At 74.6% G+C, this 25,386-nt stretch carries 4 protein-coding genes; all 4 read right to left on the bottom strand.

The genetic code is table 11. From position 1 onward, the window contains the following. Positions 1-24 precede the first annotated feature (24 nt). The 4 genes from fabD to ACZ6Z8_RS13620 all read right to left on the bottom strand — a co-directional run bounded on the left by fabD (position 25) and on the right by ACZ6Z8_RS13620 (position 25,336). Positions 25-3,357: an ACP S-malonyltransferase gene (gene fabD, locus ACZ6Z8_RS13635; RefSeq protein WP_465609252.1), complete on the bottom strand. Its 3,333-nt coding sequence runs from the start codon at positions 3,355-3,357 to the stop codon at positions 25-27. Beyond that, positions 3,354-21,455: an amino acid adenylation domain-containing protein gene (locus tag ACZ6Z8_RS13630; protein ID WP_465609250.1), complete on the bottom strand. Its 18,102-nt coding sequence runs from the start codon at positions 21,453-21,455 to the stop codon at positions 3,354-3,356. Before ACZ6Z8_RS13630 ends, fabD begins: the two co-directional genes overlap by 4 nt. Before the next feature lie 116 nt (positions 21,456-21,571). After that, the gene (locus tag ACZ6Z8_RS13625; RefSeq protein WP_465609248.1) at positions 21,572-24,181 is read right to left on the bottom strand and encodes a beta-ketoacyl synthase N-terminal-like domain-containing protein; all 2,610 of its coding nucleotides are present in this window, start codon (positions 24,179-24,181) and stop codon (positions 21,572-21,574) included. Positions 24,182-24,202: 21 nt separating this feature from the next. Further along, on the bottom strand, positions 24,203-25,336 hold the full coding sequence (locus ACZ6Z8_RS13620; protein WP_465609246.1) for an adenine nucleotide alpha hydrolase family protein: 1,134 nt from the start codon (positions 25,334-25,336) through the stop codon (positions 24,203-24,205). Between the last annotated feature and the right edge of the window lie 50 nt (positions 25,337-25,386).

Here is a 25,386-nt window from a genome sequence, read left to right as displayed (position 1 = left end):
AACAGCGTCAGCAGGAGCTGATCATCAACGGAAGACCCTCATGCGCTCCGCGAGGTGCTCGCCGGCGCCCTCCAGGAGGGTGTCGGCGATGGCCTCGACGGTACGGGCGCGCCAGGGCTCCAGGTGGGTACCGGCGACGACCTGGTTGAAGGCCCCCATGGCCGGGCCGCAGTGGATCAGGTAGTCGACCCGGGAGCGCTGGTCGCCGGTGACGGCGAGGCGGAAGCCCCGCTGGAAGTAGCGGCGGAAGACGGCCGCCAGCTCGGCCTTGGGGTCGCTGCCGAAGGCCGGGGCGGGCGCGGACTCGCCTCCGAGGTAGCGGTCGAAGACCTGGCTCCTGGTCTCCGCGTCGAGTTCCGCGAGCGAGCCGTGGCGGCGCCACAGCTCGTGCAGCCGGGAGGCGCGGGCGGGGAAGAACAGCCCGCGCTTGAGGTAGCGGGCGCGGACGCCGAGCTCGAACATGTCGCCCCAGGGCGCGGTGTCGACGTCGTACTCGCGCGTCTCCTGGAGGAGGTCCTTCACCTCGGGGCTCGTGGCCGCCTCGACGGAGCACTGGTTGACCGAGCCGGTGAGGATGAAGTCGGCGCCGAGCAGGAAGGCCGCGGCGGCCGCCTCCGGGGTGCCGATGCCGCCGGCGCAGCCGACGTGCACCTTGTGGCCGGGGATGGCGTGCCGGTCGCGCAGGCGGAGCACGGCGGGCAGCAGGGTGAGCAGGTCCGCGGTGCTGCTCAGCCAGCCGGCGTCGGCCTCCACGCACAGGTCGTCGGCCATCGGGCGGCCGGAGGCGGTGCGGGCCTCCTCCGCGGTGACCTGCCCGTCCGCCAGCAGCCGGGCGACCATGCGCTCGGGCGGCGGGGCGAGGAACTCGGTGGCGACGTCGGTACGGGAGACCTTCGCGACAATCCGGCCGCCCTTGAGCCGGAAGCGCACCAGTGCCGGGGTGATCAGGGGGAAGCCGGAGGCCTCGATCAGGTCCACGCCGTTCCGCAGCAGGACGTCCACCAGCGCGTTCTCCTCCTCCGGCGCGCCGTGGCGGTAGAGCAGGTTCACGCCGAAGGCGCCGCCGAGACCCAGCTCGCCGGTGACGCCGCGCAGTTGCTGCTCCACCTCGGTCAGGCTGAGCCCGCCGGTGCCGAGGAAGCCGAGCAGGCCGGCCTTGGCGAGCGAGCGCAGCATCTCCCGGCCGGAGATGCCGCCGTAGAGCGAACCGGCCAGGTAGGCGCGGCTCAGCCCGTACCGCTCACGGAAGCTGCGCGCGCCGAGGCTGTCGGCGCTGATCCCGGACGCGACCGGAGCTGCCGGGACCGCAGGAGCCGGGACCGCCGGAGCCGACACTGCCGAAGCCGACACCGCCGGAGCCGACACCGCTCGAACCGGGACAACAGGCTCCGCCACGACCGGCTCGGGAACGAACGGCGCGGCCACCACCGGCGCCGGCAGCGGCTCGGCGGCGGCGCGGATCTTGGTGACCAGCCGGGTGAGCACCTGGCCGGGGCCCAGCTCGACGAACTCGAAGTCGCCGTGCCCCATCAGCCTGCGGACGGTCTCCGTCCAGCGGACCGGGGAGGCGATCTGCGCGGTCAGCGTCTGCGCGATCGCGGCCGCCCGGTACGGCTGGGCGTCCACGTTGGCGAGCACCGGGACGGTCGGCGGGCGCAGCGTGAACCCGCCCAGGAAGCCGGCGAACTCCTCAGCCGTGCCCCGCATGTAGCGGGAGTGGAAGGGCGCGCTGACGTTGAGGCGGACGGCGCGGGCGCCGACGGCCTCGAAGGCGGTGCACGCGGCGTCGATCTGCTCGACCGGGCCAGAGAGGACGAACTGGTCCAGAGCATTGTGGTTGGCCAGGTCGAGGCCGTCGAGGCCGGCGTCGGCGAGGGTCCGGGTGATGGCGTCCTCGTCACTGCCGACCACCGCGGCCATCCCGCCGCCGCCGGCCGCCGCCATCAGCGCGCCACGGCGCTGCACCAGGCGCAGGCCGGTCTCGAAGTCGAAGACCCCCGCCGCGAACAGGGCCACGTACTCGCCGAGGCTGTGGCCGATCAGGTAGTCCGCGGGCTCCGGGTCCTGGGCGACACGGTCCAGGTAGGTCAGCGCGCTGACCACGTAGAGGGCGGGCTGGGTGTACTCCGTGCGGCCGAGCCGGCGCTCGGGGTCGGAAACGCACAATTCCTCGATCGAGTAGCCGAGTACCCGGTCCGCGATCGCGGTCTGCTCCGGGAACCTCTCGAACAGCCCCTTGCCCATGCCCCGCTGCTGGGATCCCTGGCCAGGGAAGCCGTAGACCTTCATACCGTGTGCCTTCCTCGGTGCTGGTGCGTCGGGGACGGGTGCCGTCCCGGGGGCCGAAGCCCGCTTCGGGGTGGCTGGAGCCCGGTTCGGGCCGGCGGCCGCGAGGGCCTTGCCGAGCAGACCCGGATCGTTCCCGAAGGGACTGAGCAGCGGCAGGGAGATCGAACGGCTCCCGGCCGGCAGGTTGTTGCGCGCGAAGTTGTGGAGGGTGCCGGAGGGGCCGAGGTCCAGGTAGAGGAACTCGCCGCGCCCCCGCAGCGAGGCCATCGCCCGCTCGAACTCGATGGGCCGGCGGGCGACCTGCCAGAAGTGCTCGGCGGTGGCCCGCTCGACCTGGCGGCCGTCCACCCCGGAGATCCAGGGCAGACGCGGCGGGGCGAACTCCACCCCGTCGAAGGCGCTGCGGCAGGCCTGCAGCACCTCGTCCATCAGGCTGGAGTGGTAGCCGTACTCGACCGGGACCCGCTGGTGCATCACATCGGCGGCGCGCAGTGCGGACTCGGCGCGGTCCAGCCGCTCGTCCGTACCGGCGACGACGAAGTGGCCCGGGTAGTTGCGGGCTGCCACCTCGCAGGCCCGCAGCTCGGGCACCCGGTCCATCGCCTCGGGCCCGGCCAGCACGGCGAGCATCCCGCCGCGCGGGCCCGCCCGCAGTGCGTCGGCCTGGCGGACCAGGAGCCGCAGGCAGTCCCCCGCGGAGAGGCTGCCCGAGACGACGGCCGCCGCGTACTCGCCCAGGCTGCAGGCGAGCAGGTAATCGGGCTCGACACCTGCCGCGCGGAGGGTCTCCGCCATGGCGAGTTCGATCATGACGATCGCCGGGTGGGTGATCCGGGTGTCGGTGAAGAGGTCGGCCTTCCGCTTGACCGGGTCGAAGACCCGGTCCAGGACGGACTCGCCCAGTGCGTCGGTGGCCTCGGCGTCCAGCCGGCTCAGTTCCGCACGGAACACCGGGTTGTCGTCGAAGAGCTCCTTGCCCATCTGGTAGTACTGCGAGCCCTGGCCGGAGAACATGAACACCACGGGGAGGGAGCCTCGGGCGGCCTGGCCGGCCGTCGGCGCCGTCATCGGTAGGTGTCCCAGAACAGGCCCGCTCCGGGGGCTGCGGGCGTCGACACGGCGGGTGCCGGCACGGCAGGAGCCTCCGGCGCGTGCGCCGCCGCGGCGGTCGGCTCCCCGGTGCCCCGGATGACCACCCGCCGGTTCAGCGTCGGCTGCGGCAGCGGGGCCCGGGTGCCGCGGTGCCCGGCCGGGGCGGGGGCGAGCAGCAGGTGGGCGTTGGTGCCGCCGTCGGCGAAGCAGTTGAGCGCGGCGAGCCGGGCCGAGTCGGGCCACGGACGTGCCTCACGCGGGAAGTACAACGGCGAGGCGTCCACGTCGAAGTGGTCCAGCGGCACCTGCCCGGAGCCGAACGGCACCTGCTGGCCGTGGTGCAGCATCAGGACCACCTTGATGAAGGCGGCGATGCCCTCGGCGGCCAGCGGGTGGCCGATGTTCGGCTTGATCGAGCCGAGCGCGACCGGCTGCTTCGACCCCTTGCGGTAGACCGACTCGACGGCCTTGAGTTCGAGCAGGTCGGTGACGGTCGAGCCGGAGCCGTTGGCCTCCACCCAGCCGACGTCCTGCGGGCCGTGGCCGCTGCGCGTCAGCGCCTCGACCATCACGTCCTTCTGGGCCTGGAGGTTGGGCGTGGCCGGGCCGGCGGTCCGGCCGTCGTTGTTGATGGCGATGCCGCGCAGGACGGCGAGTACCTGGTCGCCGTCGGCCTGGGCCCGCGCCAGCGGCTTGAGGACGACGACGCCGATCCCCTCGCCCAGCACCAGGCCGGCCGCCCGGCGGTCGAACACGTGGAACTCGGCGCCCGGGTTGAGCAGTCCACGCTGGCCGAAGACCTGGTGCGCGCGGTCGTCGGCGATCAGGTTGACCCCGGCGACCACGGCGGCCTCCAGGTCGCCGGCCCGCAGGGCCTGGACGGCCATGTCCATCGCCACCAGGGCGGAGGAGCAGGCCGTGTCGATCACCACGCTGGGGCCGCGGAAGTCGAAGAACTGCGAGACGTTGGCGGAGAGGTAGTTCTGACCGGTGACCACGACCGGGTTCTTGGCCTGCTCCAGCGCCAGGGCGTCCGGCGTGTGGGTGGCCCGGCCGCCGACGTAGACGCCGACCCGGTGGCCCTTCAACTCGGCCGGGCGGTAGCCGGCGTGGTGGATCGCCTGGTGGACCTCCTCCAGCAGCAGCAGCGCTTGCGGGTCCATGGCCGCGACGTCGGGCTCGGAGAGCAGGAAGGTCTCCGGGTCGAAGCGCAGCACCTCGGGCAGCAGGCCCGCGTGGTAGCCGACCGGGCGGCCGAAGCGCTGCTCGGGGATCGGGTGCAGCGCCGAGCGGCCCTGGCGCAGCAGCTCCCAGTACGCGTCCGGGGAGGCGGCGTCCGGGAAGCGGCAGGACAGGCCGACGACGGCGATGTCGGCGCCGACGGGCGGCGCGGCCGTCACGACGGGCGGCGCGGGGTCAGCGGCCCGAGCGGGGACGGCAACCGGCGCGGACGCCGCCGGCACGGACGGCACGGACGGCACGGACGGCACAGACGGCACGGCCGGCACGGCTTCGCCGAACGCGGCGAGCAGTTCCTCCCGGTGCTCCTCGGCGAGGTACTGCGCGAAACCGTTCGTCGTGGGGTGCTCCAGCAGCGCCGAGGGGTCGATCGTGATGTCGAGCCGCTTGGCAACGGTCTGGACGAGCTGGGAGACCATGATCGAGTCGATGCCGAAGTCCTGTACCGGCACGTCACCGGTCAACTTGGCCCGCTCGAAACGCAGTTCCTCCGCGAGCCGGTCGAGCAGCCAGGAGGACACCGCCGCGACCGCCGCCGCGACCGCCGCCGACCCGTCGGCCGCGGCAAGAGCCGGAGCCGGAGCCGGAGCCGGAGCCGTCTCAGCGGGAGCGGCAGCTGGGCGAACAGCGGCAGCCGACGCGGCCGCGTCCCCCAGCCTCCGGTCCGACAACCGCTCCGGACGCCACTCGGCGTCCGGCCGCGCGATCGCCGGCAGCACGACCCGGGCGCCGCTCGCCAGCGCCCGCTCCAGCAGGTCGAGCCCCTGCCGGTCGGTGAGCGTGGCCAGACCCGAGGCCTGGTAGGCGGCGCTGCGCGCCTCTCCCATGCCGGTCTCCCTCCAGCTCGGCCACTGCACGCTGACCAGCGGCAGCCCGTGCGGGCGGGCCTCGGCGACCGCGTCCAGGTAGGCATTGGCCAGCGCGTAGTCGCTCTGGCCGACCGCGAGCGCGGGGACGGTGGCGGCGACCGAGGAGTACAGCACGAACAGGCTCAGCGGCTCGTCCCGGAAGACCTCCACCAGGGCATCGACGCCGAACACCTTCGGGCTGATCACCCGGGCCATGCCGGTCTGCGGCTTGCGGACGAACGCCGGGTTCTCGAAGTCGGTGAAGCCGGCGCTGTGGACGACACCCCCGACGGGGCCGAGCCGCAGCTTGACGTCCGCGAGCGTCTTGGCCAGCGCTTCCCGCTCCTCCAGCGGTACGGCGACGACCTCCAGCTCCACGCCCTGGTCGGCGAGTTCGGCCAGCGGTCGGAGCTTGCGCCCGAGCGGGCCGTCGGCCGCGATGTGGGCGGCCCACTCGGTGCGCGGCGGCAGCTCCTCGCGGCCGGTGAGGACGAGCTTGCGCACGCCGTGCTCCGCGACGAAGTGGCGGGCCGTCAGCAGGCCGAGGCCGCGGGTGCCGCCGGTGACCCACAGGACGTGTCCGGCCGGGAAACGCAGCTCGCGCTTCGGGCCCTCGGGCAGCTCGCGCAGCTCGGCACGGTGCCGCACCCCTCCGCGCCAGGCGGTCTCGGCGGGCTCGTCGCCGCTGCTCAGCTCCTCGGTCACCCAGTGGACCAACTGCTCGTCCGAGGTGTTCCATTCCAGTTCGACGTGGCGGGAGCGCAGGTGACGGTACTCGCTCTGGAGCATCCGGTAGAGGCCGACGCGGGCCGCGCCGCCGAGGGCGGCCGGGCCGCCGTCGGGGCCGGGCTCCGCGCCCCGGGAGACCAGCAGGACAGTGAGCTCACGGCTGCCCCGGTCGACCAGTTGCTGGAGCCAGCGCAGCCAGGTGGGAAGGACGGAGTGCGCGGGCGGCAGCGCCGGGTCGGCGCAGCCGGCCAGGTCGACCACCGCGTCGAAGCGCTCCCAGCGGGTTTCGGGGGCGGCGAGTTCGGCGGTGAGGGCGTCGACGGTGAGGACCTCGGCAGACGGCAGGGCGGCGGCGAGCCGGGCGGCCGGCGCCTCGGTGCCGGGCACGGCCAGGATGGCGGTCCGGGCGGGCGGTGCGGTGCGGGCGGCCGGCTCGGCAGGGGTCCACTGCCGGGTCAGCAGCAGGCCCTGCCGGGCGCGGTCGGCGTCCAGTGCGGCCAGCTCGGCCTCGGCGGCGGCCAGCCAGACCCGCCCGCCGTCGAAGGGGTAGCCGGGCAGTGCGACCCGGCCGGGCCGGGCACCCTGGTGCAGGGCCGACCAGTCGACCCTGCGGCCGCCGGTCCAGGCGGCGGCGTATGCGGCGGGGTCGGCCGGCAGCGCGTCGCCGGTGGCCGGACGGCGCGGGTCGACGGTGCCGGTCCAGCTGTCGGCGGGCGTGCCGCCGGCCGCGAACTCCTCCAGACGGTCGGCCAGTTCGGCCAGGTCCCGGAAGAGCACGGCGAACCGGTGGGCCATCGCCTCGCGGCCCGACTGGAGCGTCCAGGCGACCTGCTGCGGGGCCGGGGCGGTGCCCTCGGCGGCCCCGGCCCGCAGGTGGGCGGCGAGGCGGTGGGCCTGACGGGTCAGCCGCTCGGCGTCCCGGGCGGAGAGCACGGCCAGCTGCGGGCCGGCCGGCGCCGCCGGGGCCTGCGGCTCACCGATGTACTCCTGCAGGATGATGTGGGCGTTGGTGCCGCCGGCGCCGAAGGAGCTGACGCCCGCGGTGCGGGGCCGTACGGTGCCGTCCGCTCCGACCCGGCGCGGCCAGGGCGCCCGCTCGCGCTGCACCTCGAAGGGGGTCGCGCCGAAGTCGATGTTCGGGTTGAGCCGGTCCGCGTGGAGCGAGGGCGCGAGCTCGCCGTGCCGCAGCTGGAGCAGCACCTTGGTGATCGCCGCGATGCCGGCGGCCGACTCGGCGTGCCCGATGTTGGACTTCACCGAGCCGATCGGCAGCCGCTCGGGCAGGTCGCCCTCGAAGGCCCGCAGCATGCCGTTGACCTCGACCGGGTCGCCGAGCGCGGTGCCGGTGCCGTGGGCCTCCAGGTAGTCCAGGTCGGCGGGGCGCAGTCCGGCGCGCTCCAGCGCGGCGCGCACCAGGTCCCCCTGCGCCTGCGGGTTGGGGACGCTGTAGCCGGCGCCCGCGCCGCCGTGGTTGACGGTGGAGGCCTTGACGACCGCCAGCACGCGGTCCCCGTCGGCCAGTGCCGCATCCAGGCGCTTGAGCAGGACGGCTCCGGAACCCTCGGCCGGGACGTAGCCGGTGCCCCCCTCGCCGAAGCTGCGGCAGCGGCCGTCCGCGGCCAGGAAGCCGCGCTGGGCGAGCTGGAGGAACTTCACCGGGTGGCTGGAGATGTTGACGCCGCCGGCGACGGCGACCTCGCAGTCCCCGTTGCGGATGGCCAGGCAGGCCTGGTGGATGGTGACCAGCGACGAGGAGCACATGGTGTCCAGGGCGACGCTGGGCCCGGCGAAGTCGAAGAAGTACGAGACGCGGTTGGCCACCGAGGCGTACGACGAGGAGGTGGCGAAGCCCTTGCCGCGCAGCGCCTCCTGGACGCCGTACAGCTGGTAGTGGCCGTACATCATGCCGACGAACACGCCGGTGCGGGTGCCGCGCAGCTGCTCGCGGGTGTAGCCGGCGTCCTCCAGCAGGTGCCAGACGGTCTCCAGGAACACCCGCTCCTGCGGGTCGGTGTGTTCGGCCTCGATCTGCGACATGCGGAAGAACAGCGGGTCGAAGCGGTCGGCGCCGCGCACGAAGCCGCCCCACTTGCCGTAGGTCTTGCCGAAGACGGACTTGTCGGGGTCGTAGAAGCGGTCGTGGTCCCAGCGCTCGCCGGGGATCTCCTCGACGCTGTCGAGGCCGGCCCGCAGGTTGCGCCAGAACGCGTCCACGTCGTCGGCCTGCGGGTAGCGGCCGGCCACGCCGATGATGGCGATGTCGTCCCCGCCGGAGGCGACGGGCGCGGCCGCGGGCACCGGCTCGGCCACGGCGACGGGCAGCGACTCGGCCGCGACGGGTGCGACGGGCAGCGACTCGGCGGCGACGGGTGCGACAGATGCGACAGGCGCGACAGGCGCGACAGGCGCGACAGGCGCGACAGGCGCGACAGGCGCGACGGAAGCGTCGTCCTCGGCCGGTGCGGCGAACGCCTCCGGATGGGCGTCGGCCAGGTGGTCCGCCAGCTGGGCGACCGTCACGTACTCGAAGAGCAGCGTCTTGGACAGCGGCGCGATCCGTTCCTCCAGGCGCCGGACCAGGCTCATGGTGATCAGCGAGTCCACGCCGAAGTACTCGAAGGGCTCGGTGACCGCGATGTCCGACTCGGGCAGCATCAGCTCCTCGGCGAGCAGCCGCAGGACGAGCGCCTCGGCCCGGGACCGCGCGTCCGTGCCGCTCTCCGCCCCGGTGACCCTGGCCGGAGCCCGCACGACGGTGTCGGCGGGGACGTCCGACGGCTCGGCCGTGGCCGGCCCGCCGTCGAGGGCGGACAGGATGCGGGCGGGATCGCCCGGGGCGAGCAGCAACCGCGGCGCGGTCCCGCTCAGCGCGCGCTCCAGGGCGGCCAGGCCGGGGGCGGTGCGCACCGGGCGCATGCCGAGCGCCCGGTCCATGAACTCCACGGCCGCGGCGTCGATCCGCATGCCGCCCTCGGCCCAGACCGGCCAGGCGGCGGCCAGGGTGCGGCCCGGTCGGGTGCCCAGGCGGCGCTGCTGTTCGCGGCGCTCGGCGAAGTGGTCGAGGAAGGCGTTGGCGAAGGCGTAGTCGCCCTGGCCGATGTTGCCGAAGGAGGCCGCCGCCGAGGAGAGGGCGACGAAGTAGTCCAGCGGCTCGTCCCGGGTGGCGTCGTCGAGCAGCACGGTGCCGTACACCTTGGCGGCCAGGACGGCCTCGGCGTCGGCCCGCTGCTTGCGGCCCAGCAGGCCGTCGCGCAGCACCCCGGCGGCGTGCAGGACTCCGCTGACCGAGCCGTGGGCCCGCCGGGCCTCGGCGATCAGGGTGCGCACGCCGGCCGGGTCGGCGGCGTCGGCCAGGACCACGAGGGCGCCGGCCGCCTCGATCCGGGCGAGCGCCTCCGGACCGGGGGCGGTACGGGCGGCGAGCACGATTCCGCCCCCGGTGACGCCGGCGGCACGTCGGGCCGCGGCGAGGTGCTCGGCGAGCAGCAGGCCGAGGGCGCCGGTGCCGCCGGTGATGATGTGGGCACCGGTTCCGGTGAACACCCGCCCGGCGGCGGGCAGTTCGGCCTGCCGCCAGGCGCGGCGGGTACGGCCGTCCGCCCCGACGCGCACCTCGGGTTCGCCCTGGGCGCGCAGTTCGGCGGCCACCGCGTCGGCGAGCGGCCCGGCGGCGACGGTCAGCACGCCGAAGTCCACCGAAGGGTGCTCCAGGCGCACGGTACGGGCGAAGGCCGCCATCGCGGCGTGGACCGGCGAGGCGGCGACCTCGCGGTGGGCGTAGACGTAGCGCAGGGCGCCGCGCCGGTCCCGCTGCCAGGCCTGCAGGAAGGCCAGTGCGTCGTGGAAGCCGTGCTCGACGGCGCTGGCGGTGCCGGCGTCCTCATCGGCCAGGTGGACCACGTCGACCGGGCGGGCCGGCAGGGCGCGGACGGTCGCGTCGGCGTCGAAGCCGGCACCGAGCGCGAGCACCCGGGCGTCGGCGCCGGATTCGGTCAGCGCCGCGGCCACCGCCTCGCCGCGGGTGCCGGCGTCCAGCACCAACACGGTGCCGGCCGGTTCGCGCGCGGCGGTCGGTGCGGGCCGCCAGAGCGGTTCGAAGGCGTGGACGGTGTCACTCGTGGCCCCGCCGGCAGGGGCGGCGGGTACGGCCCGCAGGGTGAAGGCGTCGATCGAGGCGACCACCTCGCCGGTCCCGTCCAGCAGGGCGACGTCGAAGCAGAGCGTGCCCGCCGGGACGGGGCGCGCCGAGGGGGTGGCGTACGCGTGGACCTGCTCCGGCAGGTCGGCGTACAGCCGCACCGCGCCCAGCGAGTACGGCAGGTACGGCACCGGGCCCGTCGGGCCGCCCGCCCCGGGCGCGAGGCGCCCGGCGGTCTGCAGGGCCGCGTCGAACAGCGAGGGGTGGAAGACGAACCGGCCGGCGTCGGCGCCGAGCGCGCCGGGCAACCGCAGGGTGGCCAGCGCCTCGCTCTCGCCCCGGGCGAGGCAGTCGATGACCCGGAAGCCGGGGCCGTAGTCGAAGCCGAGCCGGGAGAACGCGGCGTAGCAGTCCGAGCCGTCGTGGACGGTGGTACAGCGCTCGCGCACGGCGGCCAGGTCGATCCGGGCCGGACGGTCGCCGGGCGCGCCGAAGAGCAGGGTGCCCCGGGCGTGCACCGAGGACCCGGCCCCGGCGGTCCGCACCTCGAAGGAGGCGCGCTCGACGGTGTCGGCAGCACGGTCAGGTGTCACCTGGACCAGCAGCCGGTGCTCGCGGGCGCCGTCGGGCAGCCGGACCGGGGTGGCCCAGACCAGGCCGTCCACCCCGCGCACCGGGGTTCCGGCGGCGGCCAGTTCGCCGGCCAGCCGCGCCATCTCCAGGTACGCGACGCCGGGCAGCACCCGCTCGCCGCCGACCACGTGGTCGCGCAGGAAGTACTCCTCGCCGGTCAGCGTCTTCGCGAAGAGCTGTTCGCCGAAGGTGGAGAGGTTGGCGTCCAGCAGGGTCGGGTGCAGCCGTCCGGCCACCTCCCCCGCGGAGGGCGCCGGGGCCGAAGCCGCCGGGGAGACCTCCGGGCGCACCCAGTGCCGGGTGCGGGCGAACGGGTAGGTCGGCAGGTGGACCCGGCGGCCGGCGGCACCCCCACGCAGGGCCGCCCAGTCGACCTCGGCGCCGGACAGCCAGTCCCGCGCCAGGGCCGCCAGATCGGTGCCCCCGGTGGCCGGACGGGCGGTGACGCCGCGTTCGGCCCGGCCCGTGCGAACGGCCGACGGCCGGCCGGCCAGGTACGCGGTCAGCTCGGCGCGCAGCGCGGCCGGGCCGTCGGCGACCACGGCGAGCCGGTGGGCCATCGCCTCGCGGCCGACCTGAAGGGTGTGGGCGAGGTCGTCGGCACGGACGTCCTGCCGTTCGAGGTGGTCGGCGAGCCGCTCGGCGGCGAGCCGCAGCGCGTCCTCGTCGCGGGCGGAGAGCACGTACAGCTGCTCCGCCGTGCTCTCCTCGCGGGTTTCCGGCACGTTCGGTTCCTCCAGCACGATGTGCGCGTTGGCCCCGCCGAAGCCGAAGGAGCTGACCCCGCCGCGGCGCGGGAGTTCGCTCCCGGCGGCATCGCGCGGGGAGGGCCAGGGTCGAGCGGTGGCGGCCACCTCGAACGGGCCGCCGTCGAGCTCCAGGTAGGGGTTCTGCTCCTGGAAGTGCAGGCTGGCCGGGATGGTGGCGTGCCGCAGGGCGAGCACGACCTTGAACAGCCCGGCGATGCCGGCGGCGGCCTCCAGGTGGCCGATGTTGGTCTTGACCGAGCCGATCGCGCAGCCGGGCGCGGCCCCGCCGCCCTGCTCCGCGCGCAACCGGCGGAAGGCGGTGCTCAGCCCGGTGGTCTCGATCGGGTCGCCGAGGGCCGTCCCGGTGCCGTGCGCCTCGATGTAGCCGACCGTCTCCAGCGGCACGCCGGCGGTGCGGTAGGCCTCGACCAGCAGGTCGGCCTGGGCGTCCGGGTTGGGGGCGGTGAGCGAGGTGGTGCGGCCGCCGTGGTTGATCACTGCGGATCGGATGACCGCGTGCACGGCGTCGCCGTCGCGCCGCGCCCGGTCCTCGGGCTTGAGCAGCACCACGCCCGCGCCCTCGCCGCGGACGTAGCCGTCGGCCCGGCGGTCGAAGGCCTTGCAGCGGCCGTCGGGGCTGAGCATCTCGCCGCGGCTCAGCGCCTCGTACACGGTCGGCGAGAGGATCAGGCTGACGCCGCCGGCGATGGCCAGGTCGCAGGTGCCGTCGCGCAGGGCGGCGGAGGCCTGGTGGACCGCGGTGAGCGAGCCGGAGCAGGCGGTGTCCACCGCGATGCTGGGGCCGCGCAGGTCCAGCAGGTAGGAGACCCGGTTGGGGACGATGGACAGCGCGGCGCCGGTGATGGTGTGGCCCTCGGTGCTCCGGCCGGCGGCGCGCTGGACCTCCAGGTAGTCGGAGTTGGTGACGGCGATGAAGACGCCGACGCGCTTGCCCGCGAGCTCGGACGGCCGGTAGCCGGCGTCCTCGATCGCCGACCAGACGACCTCCAGGACCAGCCGCTGCTGCGGGTCCATCAGCTCGGCCTCGCGCGGGGAGATCCCGAAGAAGGCGGCGTCGAAGCGGTCGATGTCGGGGGCGAAGCCGCCCCAGCGGGAGCGGGAGCCGGGCTGGTCGCGCCAGTCCCAGCGGTCGGCGGGGATCTCCCCGACCAGGTCGTGTCCGGCTTCGAGGTGCTGCCAGAACTCCTTGAGGTCGGTGGAGCCGGGCAGGCGGCCGGCCATGCCGATGACAGCGATCCCGGCGTCGCGCGGCCCCTCGGCGGCCGGGGACGGCGCAGCGGCGGGCGCCGGCGCGACGGCCGCCGGGAGGGCACCGAAGCGGGCCGTCAGTTCGCCGGCGTGGTGCTCCCACAGGTGCTCGGCCAGCGCGAGCAGGGTGCCGCGCTGGTAGAAGAGCGTCGGGTAGACCTCGATGCCGTACCGCTTGCGCAGCTCGGTGGCGAGTTCGGTGAAGCTCACCGAGTTCATTCCGACCTCGCCGAGCGGGGTGCGCGGGCCGATCTCCTCGGGGCTCGTCCCGGAGATCCGGGCGACGGCGCCGGCGAGTTCGGCGACCAGCAGTTCGACCCGGCCCGCGGGGGAAGGGGGAGCGGTCTCGGCGACGGCCTCGACCGGCGCGGCGCCGTACCGGGCACGCAGCTCGGCGAGCGGCAGGGCGGCCAGGGTGGCGCGGTCGACCTTGTCGTTGAGGGTGTGCGGGAAGCCGGTGACCGCGATCAGCAGGTCCGGGACCATGTGGCCGGGCAGCCACTCGGCCAGCTGCTCGCGGGTCGGCTCGGCGGCGCACTCGGCGGGCACGTAGCAGGCCAGCAGCGAGTGGTTGGCGCCGGCCTTGCCCCGGGCCACCACGACGGCGTCGCGCACGCCGTCGAGCCGGCGCAGGGTCGCCTCGATCTCCTCCAACTCGACCCGGAAGCCGCGCACCTTCACCTGGGAGTCGATCCGGCCGAGGTACTCCAGCCGGCCGTCGGCGAGGCGGCGGACCAGGTCGCCGGTGCGGTACATCCGGGCGGCGGGGTCGCCGGCGAAGGGGTCGGCCAGGAAGCGTTCGGCGGTCAGCTCGGGCCGGCCCAGGTAGCCGGTGGCGACGCCGTCGCCACCGATGTACAGCTCGCCGGCGACGCCGGTGGGCACCGGGTTGCGACTGCTGTCGAGCACGTACAGCAGGGTGTTGGCGATCGGGTGGCCGACGGTGACCTTCTCGCCCCGGCGCAGCCGGGCGGCCGTCGACCAGATGGTGGTCTCGGTGGGGCCGTAGAGGTTCCACACCGCGCGATTGCCGGCGAGCAGCGCGTCGGCGGTCTCGGCGGGCAACGCGTCACCGCCGCAGAGCACGGTCAGGCCGGGGTCGCCCTGCCAGCCCGCGGCGAGCAGCATGCCCCAGGTCGCCGGGGTGGCCTGGACGACGGTGGCCTTCGAGCGCTCCAGAGCCTCGCGCAGCCGCAGGCCGTCCTTGGCCGTCTGCGTGTCGAGCACCTCGACCGTGCCGCCGCTGATCAGCGGCAGGTACAGCTCCAGGCCGGAGATGTCGAAGCAGACGGTGGTCAGGGCCAGCAGGGTGTCGCCGGGGCCGAACCCGGGCTCGGCGGCCATCGACCAGAGGAAGTTGACCAGCGCCCGGTGCGGAACGACGACGCCCTTGGGCCGGCCGGTGGAGCCGGAGGTGTAGAGGACGTACGCGGGGTCGGCGGGCCCGGCCGGGCCGGGCGAGGGGGCCGGGGGCGGCTGCTCCTCGCCGTCGATGAGCAGCCGGGGGACGGTGCCGTGGCCCCCGGGGATCGCGGAGTGGGTGAGCATCAGGTGCAGCCCGGCGTCCTCGGCCATGTAGGCGAGCCGCTTCTGCGGGAAGGCGGGATCGAGCGGCACGTACGCCCCGCCGGCAGCCTGGACGGCGAGCAGGGCGACGGGCAGGTCGGCGTCGCGCGGCAGCAGCACGCCGACGGTGCGGCCCCGGCCGACCCCGGCGGTGCGCAGCCGGGCGGCCAGGGCGTCGACCCGCTCCGCCAGCTGCCGGTACGTCAGTTCGGTGCCACCGCTGCGGACGGCCACCTGCTCGGGCCGGGCGTCGGCCTGGCGCCGGACCAGCTCCCAGACCAGGGTGTCGGCCGGGTAGTCGGCGGCGGCCGGGGCGGCGAGCCGGGACCGCTCGGCGGCGGTCAGCAGGTCCAGGTCGCCGACGGCGGTGTCGGGAGCGCCGACGGCGGCGGCGAGCAGGGTGGCGAAGTGCTCGCCGATCCGCTCGACGGTGGCGGCGTCGAAGAGGTCGGGGTCGTACTTGAGGGTCCAACGGCAGCCGTCGGCCTGCTCGACGAGCTCCAGGGTCAGGTCGAACTCGCCTTCCTGGTGGACTCCTTCGACCGGACCGAGGACCACGCCGCCCGACTGCGCGGCCCGGGCCCAGTTCTGGAAGTAGAAGGCGGTGTTGAAGGGCTGGACGGCTGCGGAGGGGTCCTCCCGGCGCAGCTCCTCGACGAGGGTGAGCAGCGGGTAGGCGCTGTGGTCCAGGGCCTCCAGGACGGTGCGGTGGACCCGGCGGACCAGCGCGCGGAAGGCCTCCCCGGTGTCGATGCGCTCGGCGAGGACCACCATGTTCATGAAGTAGCCGAACACGTCCTCGTACCCGGCGGGGCGGCCGGCGGTGGGGGTGCCGACGGCGAGGTCGGCCTGGTCGCTGTAGCGGTGCAGCAGCGCGAAGTAGCCGGCCAGCAGCACACCGAAGAGCGACGTCTGCTCCGCCGAGGCGAGCGCGCGGGCCCGTTCGGTGACGTCGGCGGCGATGTGCCCGTCCACGCTGGCGCCCCGGAAGCCGGGGACGGCCGGGCGGGGACGGTCCAGCGGCAGCGGTACGGCGGTGCGGCGGCCGCGCAGCCGCTCGACCCAGTAGGTGCGCAGCCGCTCGCCCTCGGGGCCGGCCAGCATGTCGTGCTGCCAGGCGGTGAAGGCGGCGTAGCTGCGGGCGGGCCGCTCGGCGGGCAGCAGCCGGCCGGCCCGGACGGTGCGGTAGCCGTGCTCCAGCTCGCTGAGCAGGCCGGCGATGGAGACCCCGTCGAAGACCAGGTGGTGGAAGGTCAGCAGCAGGGCCTGGCGGCCGTCGCCGAGGGTGTAGAGGGTGGCGCGCAGCAGCGGGCCGGCGGCGAGGTCGAAGGCGCGCCGCAGGTCCGCCCGCATCCGCTCGCGCAACTCGGCCTCGTCGCGGGTGGTGAGCCAGACCTGCTGGAACGGCAGCTCGGGTTCGGCCGCGATCCGCACGTACGGGCCGTCCTCGCCGGTGCGGACGGTGGCGCGCAGCTCCTCCTGCCGGTCGAGCAGGTCCTGGAGGACGACCCGCAGGGCGAGCACGTCGGTGTCGGCGTCGAGCCAGAGGGCGAGCGGCAGGTTGTAGGCGTAGTTGCCGGGCGCGATCTGCTCGATGACCCACAGGGCGCGCTGCCCCTCGGAGAGGCGGTGCGTGGTCAGCTCGTGGTCGCCGCGCGGGCGCAGCACCAGGTCGGCGGCGGCGCCGGCGGGCGAGACGGCCGGCGCGGCCGGCGTGACCGGCGTGACCGGCGTGACCGGCGTGACCGGCGTGACCGGCGTGGCCTGAACGGGTTGGGCAGCGGCCGGGGCCGCCGTCGCGGCGACGGCGCCGGCGAGCCAGCCGGAGACCAGGTGGTCGGCCAGCTCCCGCAGGGTGGGCCGCTCGAAGAAGTCGCCGAGCGGCACGGTGACGCCGAAGGCCTCGTCCACCGCGGTGACGATCTTCATCCCGCTGAGCGAGTCGAAGCCGTAGTCGGCCAGCGCGCGATCCGGGTCGATCCGCTCGTCCAGCTTGAGGACCCGCTCGACCAGTTCGCGCAGCCGTTCCCCCACCGCGCCGGCGGCGTCGGCCTGCCCGGTCGGGGCAGCCTCGGCTCGCGCCGGCCCGTCGGCGGCCGTACGGTCGGGCGCGGGGGCCGCCGGGACGGCGCTCAGCACCACGCCGTCGCTCTCCGCGACGAGCACGGTCTGGCCCAGGTCGCCCGCGCCGAGCGTGCGGACCGGGCGGAAGCCCTCCTCCTGCAGCAGCCTGGTCCAGCCCTCCGGCGAGGCGAGCGGCGAGTCGGGCATGCGCAGCTCGCCGTCGTCGAAGACCCACCAGCCCTCCAGTACGCCGCCGCCGATGGTCAGCAGCGCCCGTACCTCGGTCAGCTCGTTGAGCACCAGCCAGCCGCCGGGCCGCAGCAGCGCCTTGGCCCTGCGCAGGGTGGCGCGCAGGTTGCGGGTGGCGTGCACGACGTTGGTGGCGAGCACCAGGTCGGCCTGGGCCGGGGCGAAGCCCTGCTCGGCGAGGCCGCGGTCCAGGTTGAGCACCTGGTAGCGGGTGAACGGGTAGCGGTCGGCGAACCGCTCACGGCCGTGGTCCAGGAAGCGCGGGGAGATGTCGGTGAAGGTGTAGCCGACCCGGCCCGGGTGGTCGGCCAGGGCGGGCAGCACCCGCTCGCTGGTGGCGCCGGTGCCGGCGCCCAGCTCGACCACCTCGAGGGTGCGGCCGGCCGGCAGCTCCGGCAGGCGCAGTTCCAGGAAGCGGCGCACGGTCTCGCGCACCAGCAGGTTGAAGGAGTCGGTGAGCGGGTTGCCCTTGTAGAAGTTCTGCACCAGCTTCATCGAGGAGCCGGGGAACATGATCTCGGTGGCGCCGACCTCGCCGCGCAGGATCTGCGGGTAGGACCGCAGGAACAGGCGGTTGAGGGTGACGGTGGGCTCGATGTCCGGGTACTCGGCGGCCAGGCGGTCGAACTCGGCTTCCCAGCGCGGCGTCTGCTCGGCCTGGTCGACGGTGTCGACCGCGGCGGTGGTGGTGAGCCGCTCGCCGTCGCGGGTCAGGAACCCGGCCGCGGTGAGGATGTTGAGCAGCGCCTCGTTCATCCGGTCGAACTTGCCGAGGATGCCCAGCGCGACGCGCAGCTCCGCCGCGTGGTGGCGCTCGCCGGAGCGGCGGAACACGCCCATCCGCTGGTAGACGCCGAGCAGCATGGCTGCGGAGACGGTCTCCAGCTCGGCGTAGCCGGCCAGCACCCGGTGGGCGGCCGGGTCGGTGTCCACGTCGGCGGCCAGGCGGTCGGTGGCGCGGGCCAGCGCGGCCGGGTGACCGCCGGACAGCACCTCGCCGTCGAGAGCCGGGTCGTGACCCATGGCCTCCAGCGCGCGGCGGTTGGCCCGGATCGGCATGGCCTGCGGCAGGCCGCTCGCGAGGATGCGGCGGACGGCGGCGATGCCCTGGGCGGCGGTGAAGCCGGTGATGCCCAGGCCCGCGAAGATGTCCTCCAGCCCGGGTTGGGTGCCGGAACCGACCTGGCCCCAGTAGCCCTGGTTGATCACGGTGACCGGGACGTCCAGCCGCGCGCGCAGGAACAGCGCGTAGGCGTCCTCGGTGGCGGAGGCGCAGATGTAGGCCCCGTTGCCGGCGAAGCTGCCGAACGAACCGGCCGAGGAGAAGTACGTCAGGAAGTCCAGCGGCTGCCCGGCGACGGCGGCGGCCAGCGCGGCGGCGCCCTCGGTCTTCACCCGGGTGGCGGCGGTGAAGGCGGCCTCGTCGAGGTCGGCGAGCAGGTGGTTGTCGAAGGCCATCGCGGCGTGCACGACGCCGTGCAGCGCCCCGAAGCGGTGGTGCGCCTCGGCGACGGCCGCCGCGAGGTCCTCGACGGAGCAGGCGTCGCCGCGCAGGTGGGCGACGTCGCCGCCGTGGGCACGGACCTGCTCGGCGACGGCCTCGTGCGCGGCGCCGAGCGCGCCCCGGCTGAACCAGACGACCTTGGCGCGGTGTCGGCGGGCCAGGTGCAGGCTCAGCTCCTGGGCGATGCCGCCGGTGCCGCCGATCAGCAGGTAGACCCCGCCGTCGCGGAAGACCGGTCCGCCCTCGGGCAGGTCGACCCGGCCGAGCCGGCGGTGGTAGCGCACCCCGCCGCGCAGGGCGACGCTGCGGCCGGTGCCGTCCAGGGGCTCGGCGAGGACGGCCTCGGCGAGGGCCCGGAGGGCGGCCTCGCCCTCGGCCTCGGCGGAGGCGAAGTCGATGCCGACCACCCGCAGGTCGGGGTACTCCTTGGGGGCGACCTGCAACAGGCCGTGCAGGCCGGCGGCGAAGGGGTTGGCCACCTCGCCGCCGTTCGCGGTGCCGTCGGCCACCGGGTGCACGTCGCTGGTGACGACGGCGACGCGCTTGGCGCGGCCCGCGCCGAGCAGGCGGAACAGCGCGTGCGAGCCGCAGCGCAGGTGCTCGGCGGCCTCGTGCTCGCCGACACCCTCGGTCACCTTCAGCCAGGCGCCGCCGAGGTGGAGCACGAGGTCCGCACCGGCCGTACGGGCGAGCCAGTCGTCGTCGTCCAGGTCCACCAGCTCGACCCGGGCGGACGGACGGGCGGCGGCGATCGCCTCGCCCAGCCGGCGGGAAGCGGCGGTGACGAGGGCGACGATCCGCTCGGCCCGGGCGGCGGGCTCGGCCGGGGCCTGGGCGCGGACCCAGAGCGGGCGGTAGAACTCGGGCCCGTCCTCCTCCGCCTCGACGGCGGCCGGGGCCGCCGCGGCGACCGGCGCGGGCGGCTGCGGGATCCAGTAGCGTCGGCGGGCGAAGGGGTAGCCGGGCAGCTCGACGCGGCGGGCGGCGGCGGGGGTCGTCCGCGACCAGTCGACGGCCGCGCCGGCCACCCAGTGCCCGGCCACCGCGGCCAGGTCACGGTGAGCCAGCGCCCGCTCCAGCGACTCGGCCTGATCGCCGGTCAGCTCCACGCGGGCGCGCGTCGAGCGGCCGAGGACGACCCCGTCGGGCGTCCTTCCGTCCGCGTACTGCGCCAGCAGCTCGGCGGCCCGCTCGGCTGAGGCCGCCACCAGGGCCAGCCGGAACTCGTGGGCGGTGCGGCCCGACTGGAGGGTGAGGGCGACATCGGCGAGGTTGGGACCCGTGCCCTCGCGGGGGGCGGCCGGGAGGGCGCCGGCGACGGCCTCGGCGACCGCGGCGACGGTGTCCGCGGCGATCGCGGCGGCCGGCAGCTCGGCGCCCAACTCGGCGGCCAGCAGGGCGTGGTAGCGGGCCCGCTCGGCCACACCGAAGCCGCAGTCGGCGAGTTCGGTGCCGAGGTCGAGGAATTCCGGTGCCACACCGATCGTTTCGGCGGCCAGCCGCAGGCAGCGGCGTTGCGCCTCGGCCAGCGCGCCGGCGTCGGCGGCCGGCTGCGCCGGGCCGCCCTGGCGCAGCACGGCCGCCAGCTCGCCGGCGGCCGCCCGCAGCCGGTCCTCGGCCTTGGCCGAGAGCACCAGGAGCTGCGGCTGCCCCGGCTCGGCCGCCTCCGGCACGCCGGTCGGCCGGTACTCCTCGACGATCACGCAGGCGTTGGCGCCGCCGCCGCCGAACGAGCTGACCACCGCACGCAGGGGCAGCTGCTCGTGGGCGCCGTCCGCGCCGGCGCGCTCCACGCGCGGCCAAGGCCGCAGGGTCTGCTGGACCTCGAAGCGGGTGGTGGAGAAGTCGATCTCCGGGTTGAGCCGGGCGGAGTTCAGCGAGGGCACCAGCTGCCCGTGCCGGAACTGGAGCAGCACCTTGGTCAGCCCGGCGATGCCGGCGGCCGACTCCAGGTGGCCGATGTTGGACTTCACCGAGCCGACGGCGACCGTCGGCAGCTCTGCGCGGCGGGCCGGGTCGATCCGTCCGCCGAAGGCCTCGACAAGGCCCGATATCTCGATCGGGTCGCCGAGCGGGGTACCGGTGCCGTGCGCCTCCACGTAGCCGACGGTGTCCGCGTCCACCCCGGCGCGGCCGAGCGCGCCGCGGATCACCTCGGCCTGGGCCGCCGAGCTCGGGACGGTGTAACCACCGGTCTTGCCACCGGAGTTGATGGCCGACCCGCGGATCACGCCGAGGATCCGGTCGCCGTCCGCGATCGCCGCCTTGAGCGGCCTGAGCAGCACCGCGCCGACGCCCTCGCCGTCGACGAAGCCGTCCGCGCCCTCGCCGAAGCTCTTCAGCCGGTCATCGCGCGAGATCATCCCACGCTGCGCCAGGGTGCGCAGGTGCATCGGGTGCAGGATCAGGTTGACGCCGCCGGCGATCGCGGCGGCGCACTCCCCGGTGCGCAGGCTCTCGCAGGCCAGGTGGATCGCGGTCAGCGAGGCCGAGCAGGCGGTGTCCACCGCGAGGCTGGGCCCGGTGAAGTCGAAGGTGTACGAGACCCGGTTGGCGATGGACCAGTGGTTGGAGTGGGCGTCGGTCTGCACGCCGAGCGCACTCGCCTCACCACCCATCCACTCGTAGTTGCTGTTCATCACGCCGACGAACACGCCGACCGGTCCCTGGGCCGCCAGGCGGGCGGCGGGGTAGCCGGCGTCGTCCAGGGTGAGCGCGGCGGTCTGCAGGAACAGCCGCTCCTGCGGATCCATCGCCTCCGCGTCGGCCGGAGAGATCTGGAAGAACAGCGGGTCGAACTTGTCGACGTCGTCGATGAATCCGGCCCACTTGCTGTAGCCGCCGGACACGCCGGACGGGTCCCAGTGCGCGTCCGCGTCCCAGCGGTCGGCGGGCACCTCACGGATGCAGTTGCGGCCGGCGACCAGGTTGTCCCACAGCTCGCCGACGGTGTCGGCCAGCGGGTAGCGGCCGGCGACGCCGACGATGGCCACGGCCTCGCAGGCGGGGGTGCCGGCCCCGGCTCCGGCCTGGGCCAGCAGGCTCAGCAGCAGCTTGCGCTTGTCGTCCACAGTTCTCTCTCTCACAGGTCATCGGTCGGCGCTGAGGCCGGGTGCGTACCGCTGCTGCGCCGTGGCGGCGCGAGGACGCCGGGGGGCGTCCGGTGGACCGGCGTGGGCGGGGCCGGTCCACCGGACGGGGACTACGGCCGGGCCGCCGCGCGCTGCGCCCGCCGGGAGGTACGGCCGGCGGCGGCCGGGGCGGTGCCCTGGGCGGGGCCGAACTCCATCAGCTCGGCGAGGTTGTCGACGAAGGCGCGGATGGTCGGGAACTCGACGAAGGAGGTGGCCGGGACGGCGAAGTCCAGTTCCTCGCTCAGCTTCGCGACGACCTCGATCAGCACCAGCGAGTCCAGGCCCAGGTCGAACAGGTTGGTTTCCAGGGCGGCGAGATGACGGCCGCCGAGCACCTTGCCGATCTCCTCGACGAGGTAGTCGGTGACCAGCTCGACGTTGTGCGCCGGGTCCTCCGGATCGAAGCGGGCGAGCAGCCGGTCCGCGGCGGCCGGGGCGGCGGCGGTGGCGTGGCCGCCCGGCTCCACCCAGTGCCGGCGCCGCTCGAAGCGATGGGTCGGCAGCGGTACCCGGCGGCGGTCGCTGCCCTCGTGCACGGCCGTGAAGTCCAGCTCCGCGCCGTGCGCCCACGCCTGCCCGGCGAGCGCCAGCAGGTGGGCCAGGCCCGCCGCCCCGTCCTCGGCCGGGGCCAGGCGCAGCGCGTGGCGGCCCTCGGCGGCGAGCAGCGCGTCCAGGCCCTCCAGCGGTGCGACCGCGCCGCTCCAGCTGCCGGGCAGCCGGCTCTCGTCCTCGGTCATCCAGCGGCCGGTGTGCGGGTTCAGCACCGGCCGGCGTGGCACCTCCAGCCTGGCCGGCGCCTCGCCACCGGCCAGCGCCAGCGCCTCGGCGAGCGGCAGCGCCCCGGCGAGGGCCGCCGCGACGGCCGTGCCCCGGCCACTCGCCGCCAGGGCGGCCGGGGCCAGGCCCCAGGCGGTCAGGGCGGAGGCCGACGCGTACTCGTGGACGACGCCGTGCTCGCGCAGCACCGCCTCGCTCTGACCGTCCCGGCCCAGCGCGGCGGCGCAGGCATCGGCGGCGGCGCGGTACGCGGGCACCGCCCGGTACAGCTCGGCGGTGTCCGCCTCGTCCGCACCGTCCCCGGTCAGCACCAGGACGGGCCCGGCACCGTCGGGGCCGGCCACGGCCTGGTACAGCCGCTCCTCGTCGCCGACGGCCAGGGCCATGGCGGCGTCCCGGGTGCTGCGGGCCACCAGCGCCAGCCGGTGGGCGTGGCCGCGCCGGCCGAGGCCGAGCGTCTGCGCGACCGCGCCGAGGTCCAGGTCCGGGTGCTGCTTGAGGTGACGGGCCAGCGCGGTGGCGGCCTGCTTGAGGGCGGCCTCGGAACGGGCGGAGAGCACCAGCAGCTCGCGGTCGCGCCCGCGCGGCGCCTCGGTACGGACGGGCGGCTCCTGGAGCACCACATGGGCGTTGGTGCCGCCGATGCCGAAGGAGCTGACGCCGGCCCGACGCGGCCCGTCGGCGGCCGGCCAGGCGGTGGTCTCGGTGTTGACGTAGAACGGACCGGACGCGAAGTCGATGTCCGGGTTGGGCCGGGTGTAGTGCAGGCTCGGCACCAGGGTGCCGTGCTCCAGCATCAGCGCGGTCTTGACCAGGCCGGCCATGCCGGCGGCGGTGTCCAGGTGGCCGATGTTGGTCTTCACCGAGCCGAGGGCGCAGAAGCCGGTGCGCTCGGTGCCTTGGCGGAAGGCCTGGGTGAGCGCGGCGACCTCGATCGGGTCGCCGAGCGGGGTGCCGGTGCCGTGCGCCTCGACGTAGCCGATGCTGTCCGGCTCGACGTCGGCGACCTCCTGGGCGTCGGCGATGACCTCGGCCTGTCCCGCGATGCTCGGCGCGGTGTAGCCGGTCTTCAGCGACCCGTCGTTGTTGACCGCCGACCCCTTGACCACGGCGTGGATCCAGTCCCCGTCGGCCAGCGCCTCCTTGAGCCGCTTCAGCACCACCACCCCGGCTCCGCTGCCGATCACGGTGCCCTGGGCCTCGGCGTCGAAGGCGCGGCAGTGGCCGTCCGGGGAGAAGATCATGCCTTCCTGGTACTGGTAGCCCTGCCCCGGGTGGCCCAGGTGCACCGCGCCGACCAGCGCCATGTCGCATTCGCCGCTGAGCAGCGCCAGGCAGGCGGTGTGCACCGCGACCAGCGAGGTGGAGCAGGCCGTGTTGATGTTGATGCTGGGGCCGCGCAGGTTGAGCTTGTACGAGGTCCGGGTGGCCAGGAAGTCCTTGTCGTTGGCCAGCATCAGCCGGTAGTGGTCGACGGAGGACGCCGAGCGGTAGCGGTCGCCCAGGTTGTGCAGCAGGTAGGTGTTCATACCGGCGCCCGCGTAGACGCCGATGTGACCCTCGTGGCGGTCGGGGTCGTACCCGGCGCGCTCCAGGGCCTCCAGGGCGCACTCCAGGAAGATCCGGTGCTGCGGGTCGAGGATCTCGGCCTCGTCGTGGGTGAACCGGAACAGCTCGGAGTCGAACAGGTCGACGTCCGGGATGGTCTGGCCGGCCTTCACGTAGCGGGGGTCGGCCAGCCGTTCGGCCGGAACCCCGGCGGCGAGCAGCTCCTCGTCGGTGTAGCGGGTCAGCGTTTCGCGGCCCTCGCGGAGCACCTCCCAGAACTTGTCGACGGAGTCAGCGCCCGGGAAGCGGCAGCTGATGCCGATGATCGCGACATCGGAGTCGGAAACGGTCACGATGTTCTCCCTGGTGAGGTCTCAGCTGAGCCGGATGCCGAGATCGGCGGCGACCGAACGCATGTCGAGGAAGGTATGGGCGACGAAGCGGGCGGCTTCCTCCGAGGCGTCCATCCGCTGGAACAGGTCCACCAGCACGGCCTCGTGGTCCGACCGCTCGCCCTCGTCGGCGGCGATCGCCATCACGACCTCGCCGAGGCGCTGCTCCACGTCGGCGAGGTCCAGCGAGCGCGGGAACTTGATGCTGAAGGTGTTGCGGTCGTAGTCGGCGTTGCGTTTGACCGACCGCACGTGGCTCGCCGCGTTGAGCTTGTAGAACATGCAGTCCCAGTTCTTGAACGAGTAGTAGTTCAGGAGCGGGAAGAGCGTGCAGTGGGTCTCCAGCGGCGAGGACTGGTACAGCCCCTTGGCGCGCAGTTCCTCGACGATCCGGTCGGGGTCGTACTCGTGCCGCATCGCGATGAACGGAAAGACGATCTTCGGCAGGTTCTCGTCCTCGTCGAAGAGCAGCTCCTCCAGCTGCCCCCCGAAGAGGGTGTCGGTCAGCCGCTCGCCGAAGGTCTTGTAGAAGCCCCGGACGATCTCGCGGACGTTGGACTCCATGGTGAGGATCTGCTGCGGGTCGGCGCACAGCGCGATGTACGGGATCTTCTGGCGGTAGGCCATCAGGATCGCCCGCAGCACGAAGAAGGTCCGGCAGGAGACACACGGCAGCTTCTCGTCCAGGTACTTGCCGGGCTTCTTGGGAGCGCGGCGGTTGAACACCTCGCGCATCATCAGCTTGATGTTGTCGTCGTCGGCGTCCAGCACGAACGTGGCCGGGATCTTCTCCCGCGCCAGCGCGATGTTCTGCGCCGCGTGCACGCTCTCGAACGGCACGTCGAAGGTGAAGGCGAGCACCCGCTTGTCGTACTCGTTGACGAACTTGTCCAGCATGTAGGTGCTGTCCTTGCCGCCGCTGTACATGAACAGGCAGTCGAACTCGCCGGAGGCCGGCGGGGCCTGCTGGAACTCGGTGAACACCTCGTTGGTGTAGCGGTAGTTGTTCAGCAGGTCCTCGGCGAAGTCCAGGTTGCAGAGATTGCACACCTGCTGGTCGTCGAGGACCACGCCCGGGTGGTCGGCCTTGAGCGAGCAGACCTTGCAGCTGGACACGGAACCCCCTGTGGTACCCGTCTGGGATCGATTTGCGGTACGGGAGGCGG

It is taken from the genome of Kitasatospora sp. NPDC101108 (assembly GCF_055584725.1).
The sequence above is the reverse complement of the archived record's forward strand: the minus strand, read 5'-3'. Positions and strand labels throughout refer to the sequence as shown.

Coding starts and splice junctions, on each gene's coding strand:
- fabD (WP_465609252.1), bottom strand. CDS start 3,357: ATGACGGCGCCGACGGCCGGCCAGGCCGCCCGAGGCTCCCTCCCCGTG.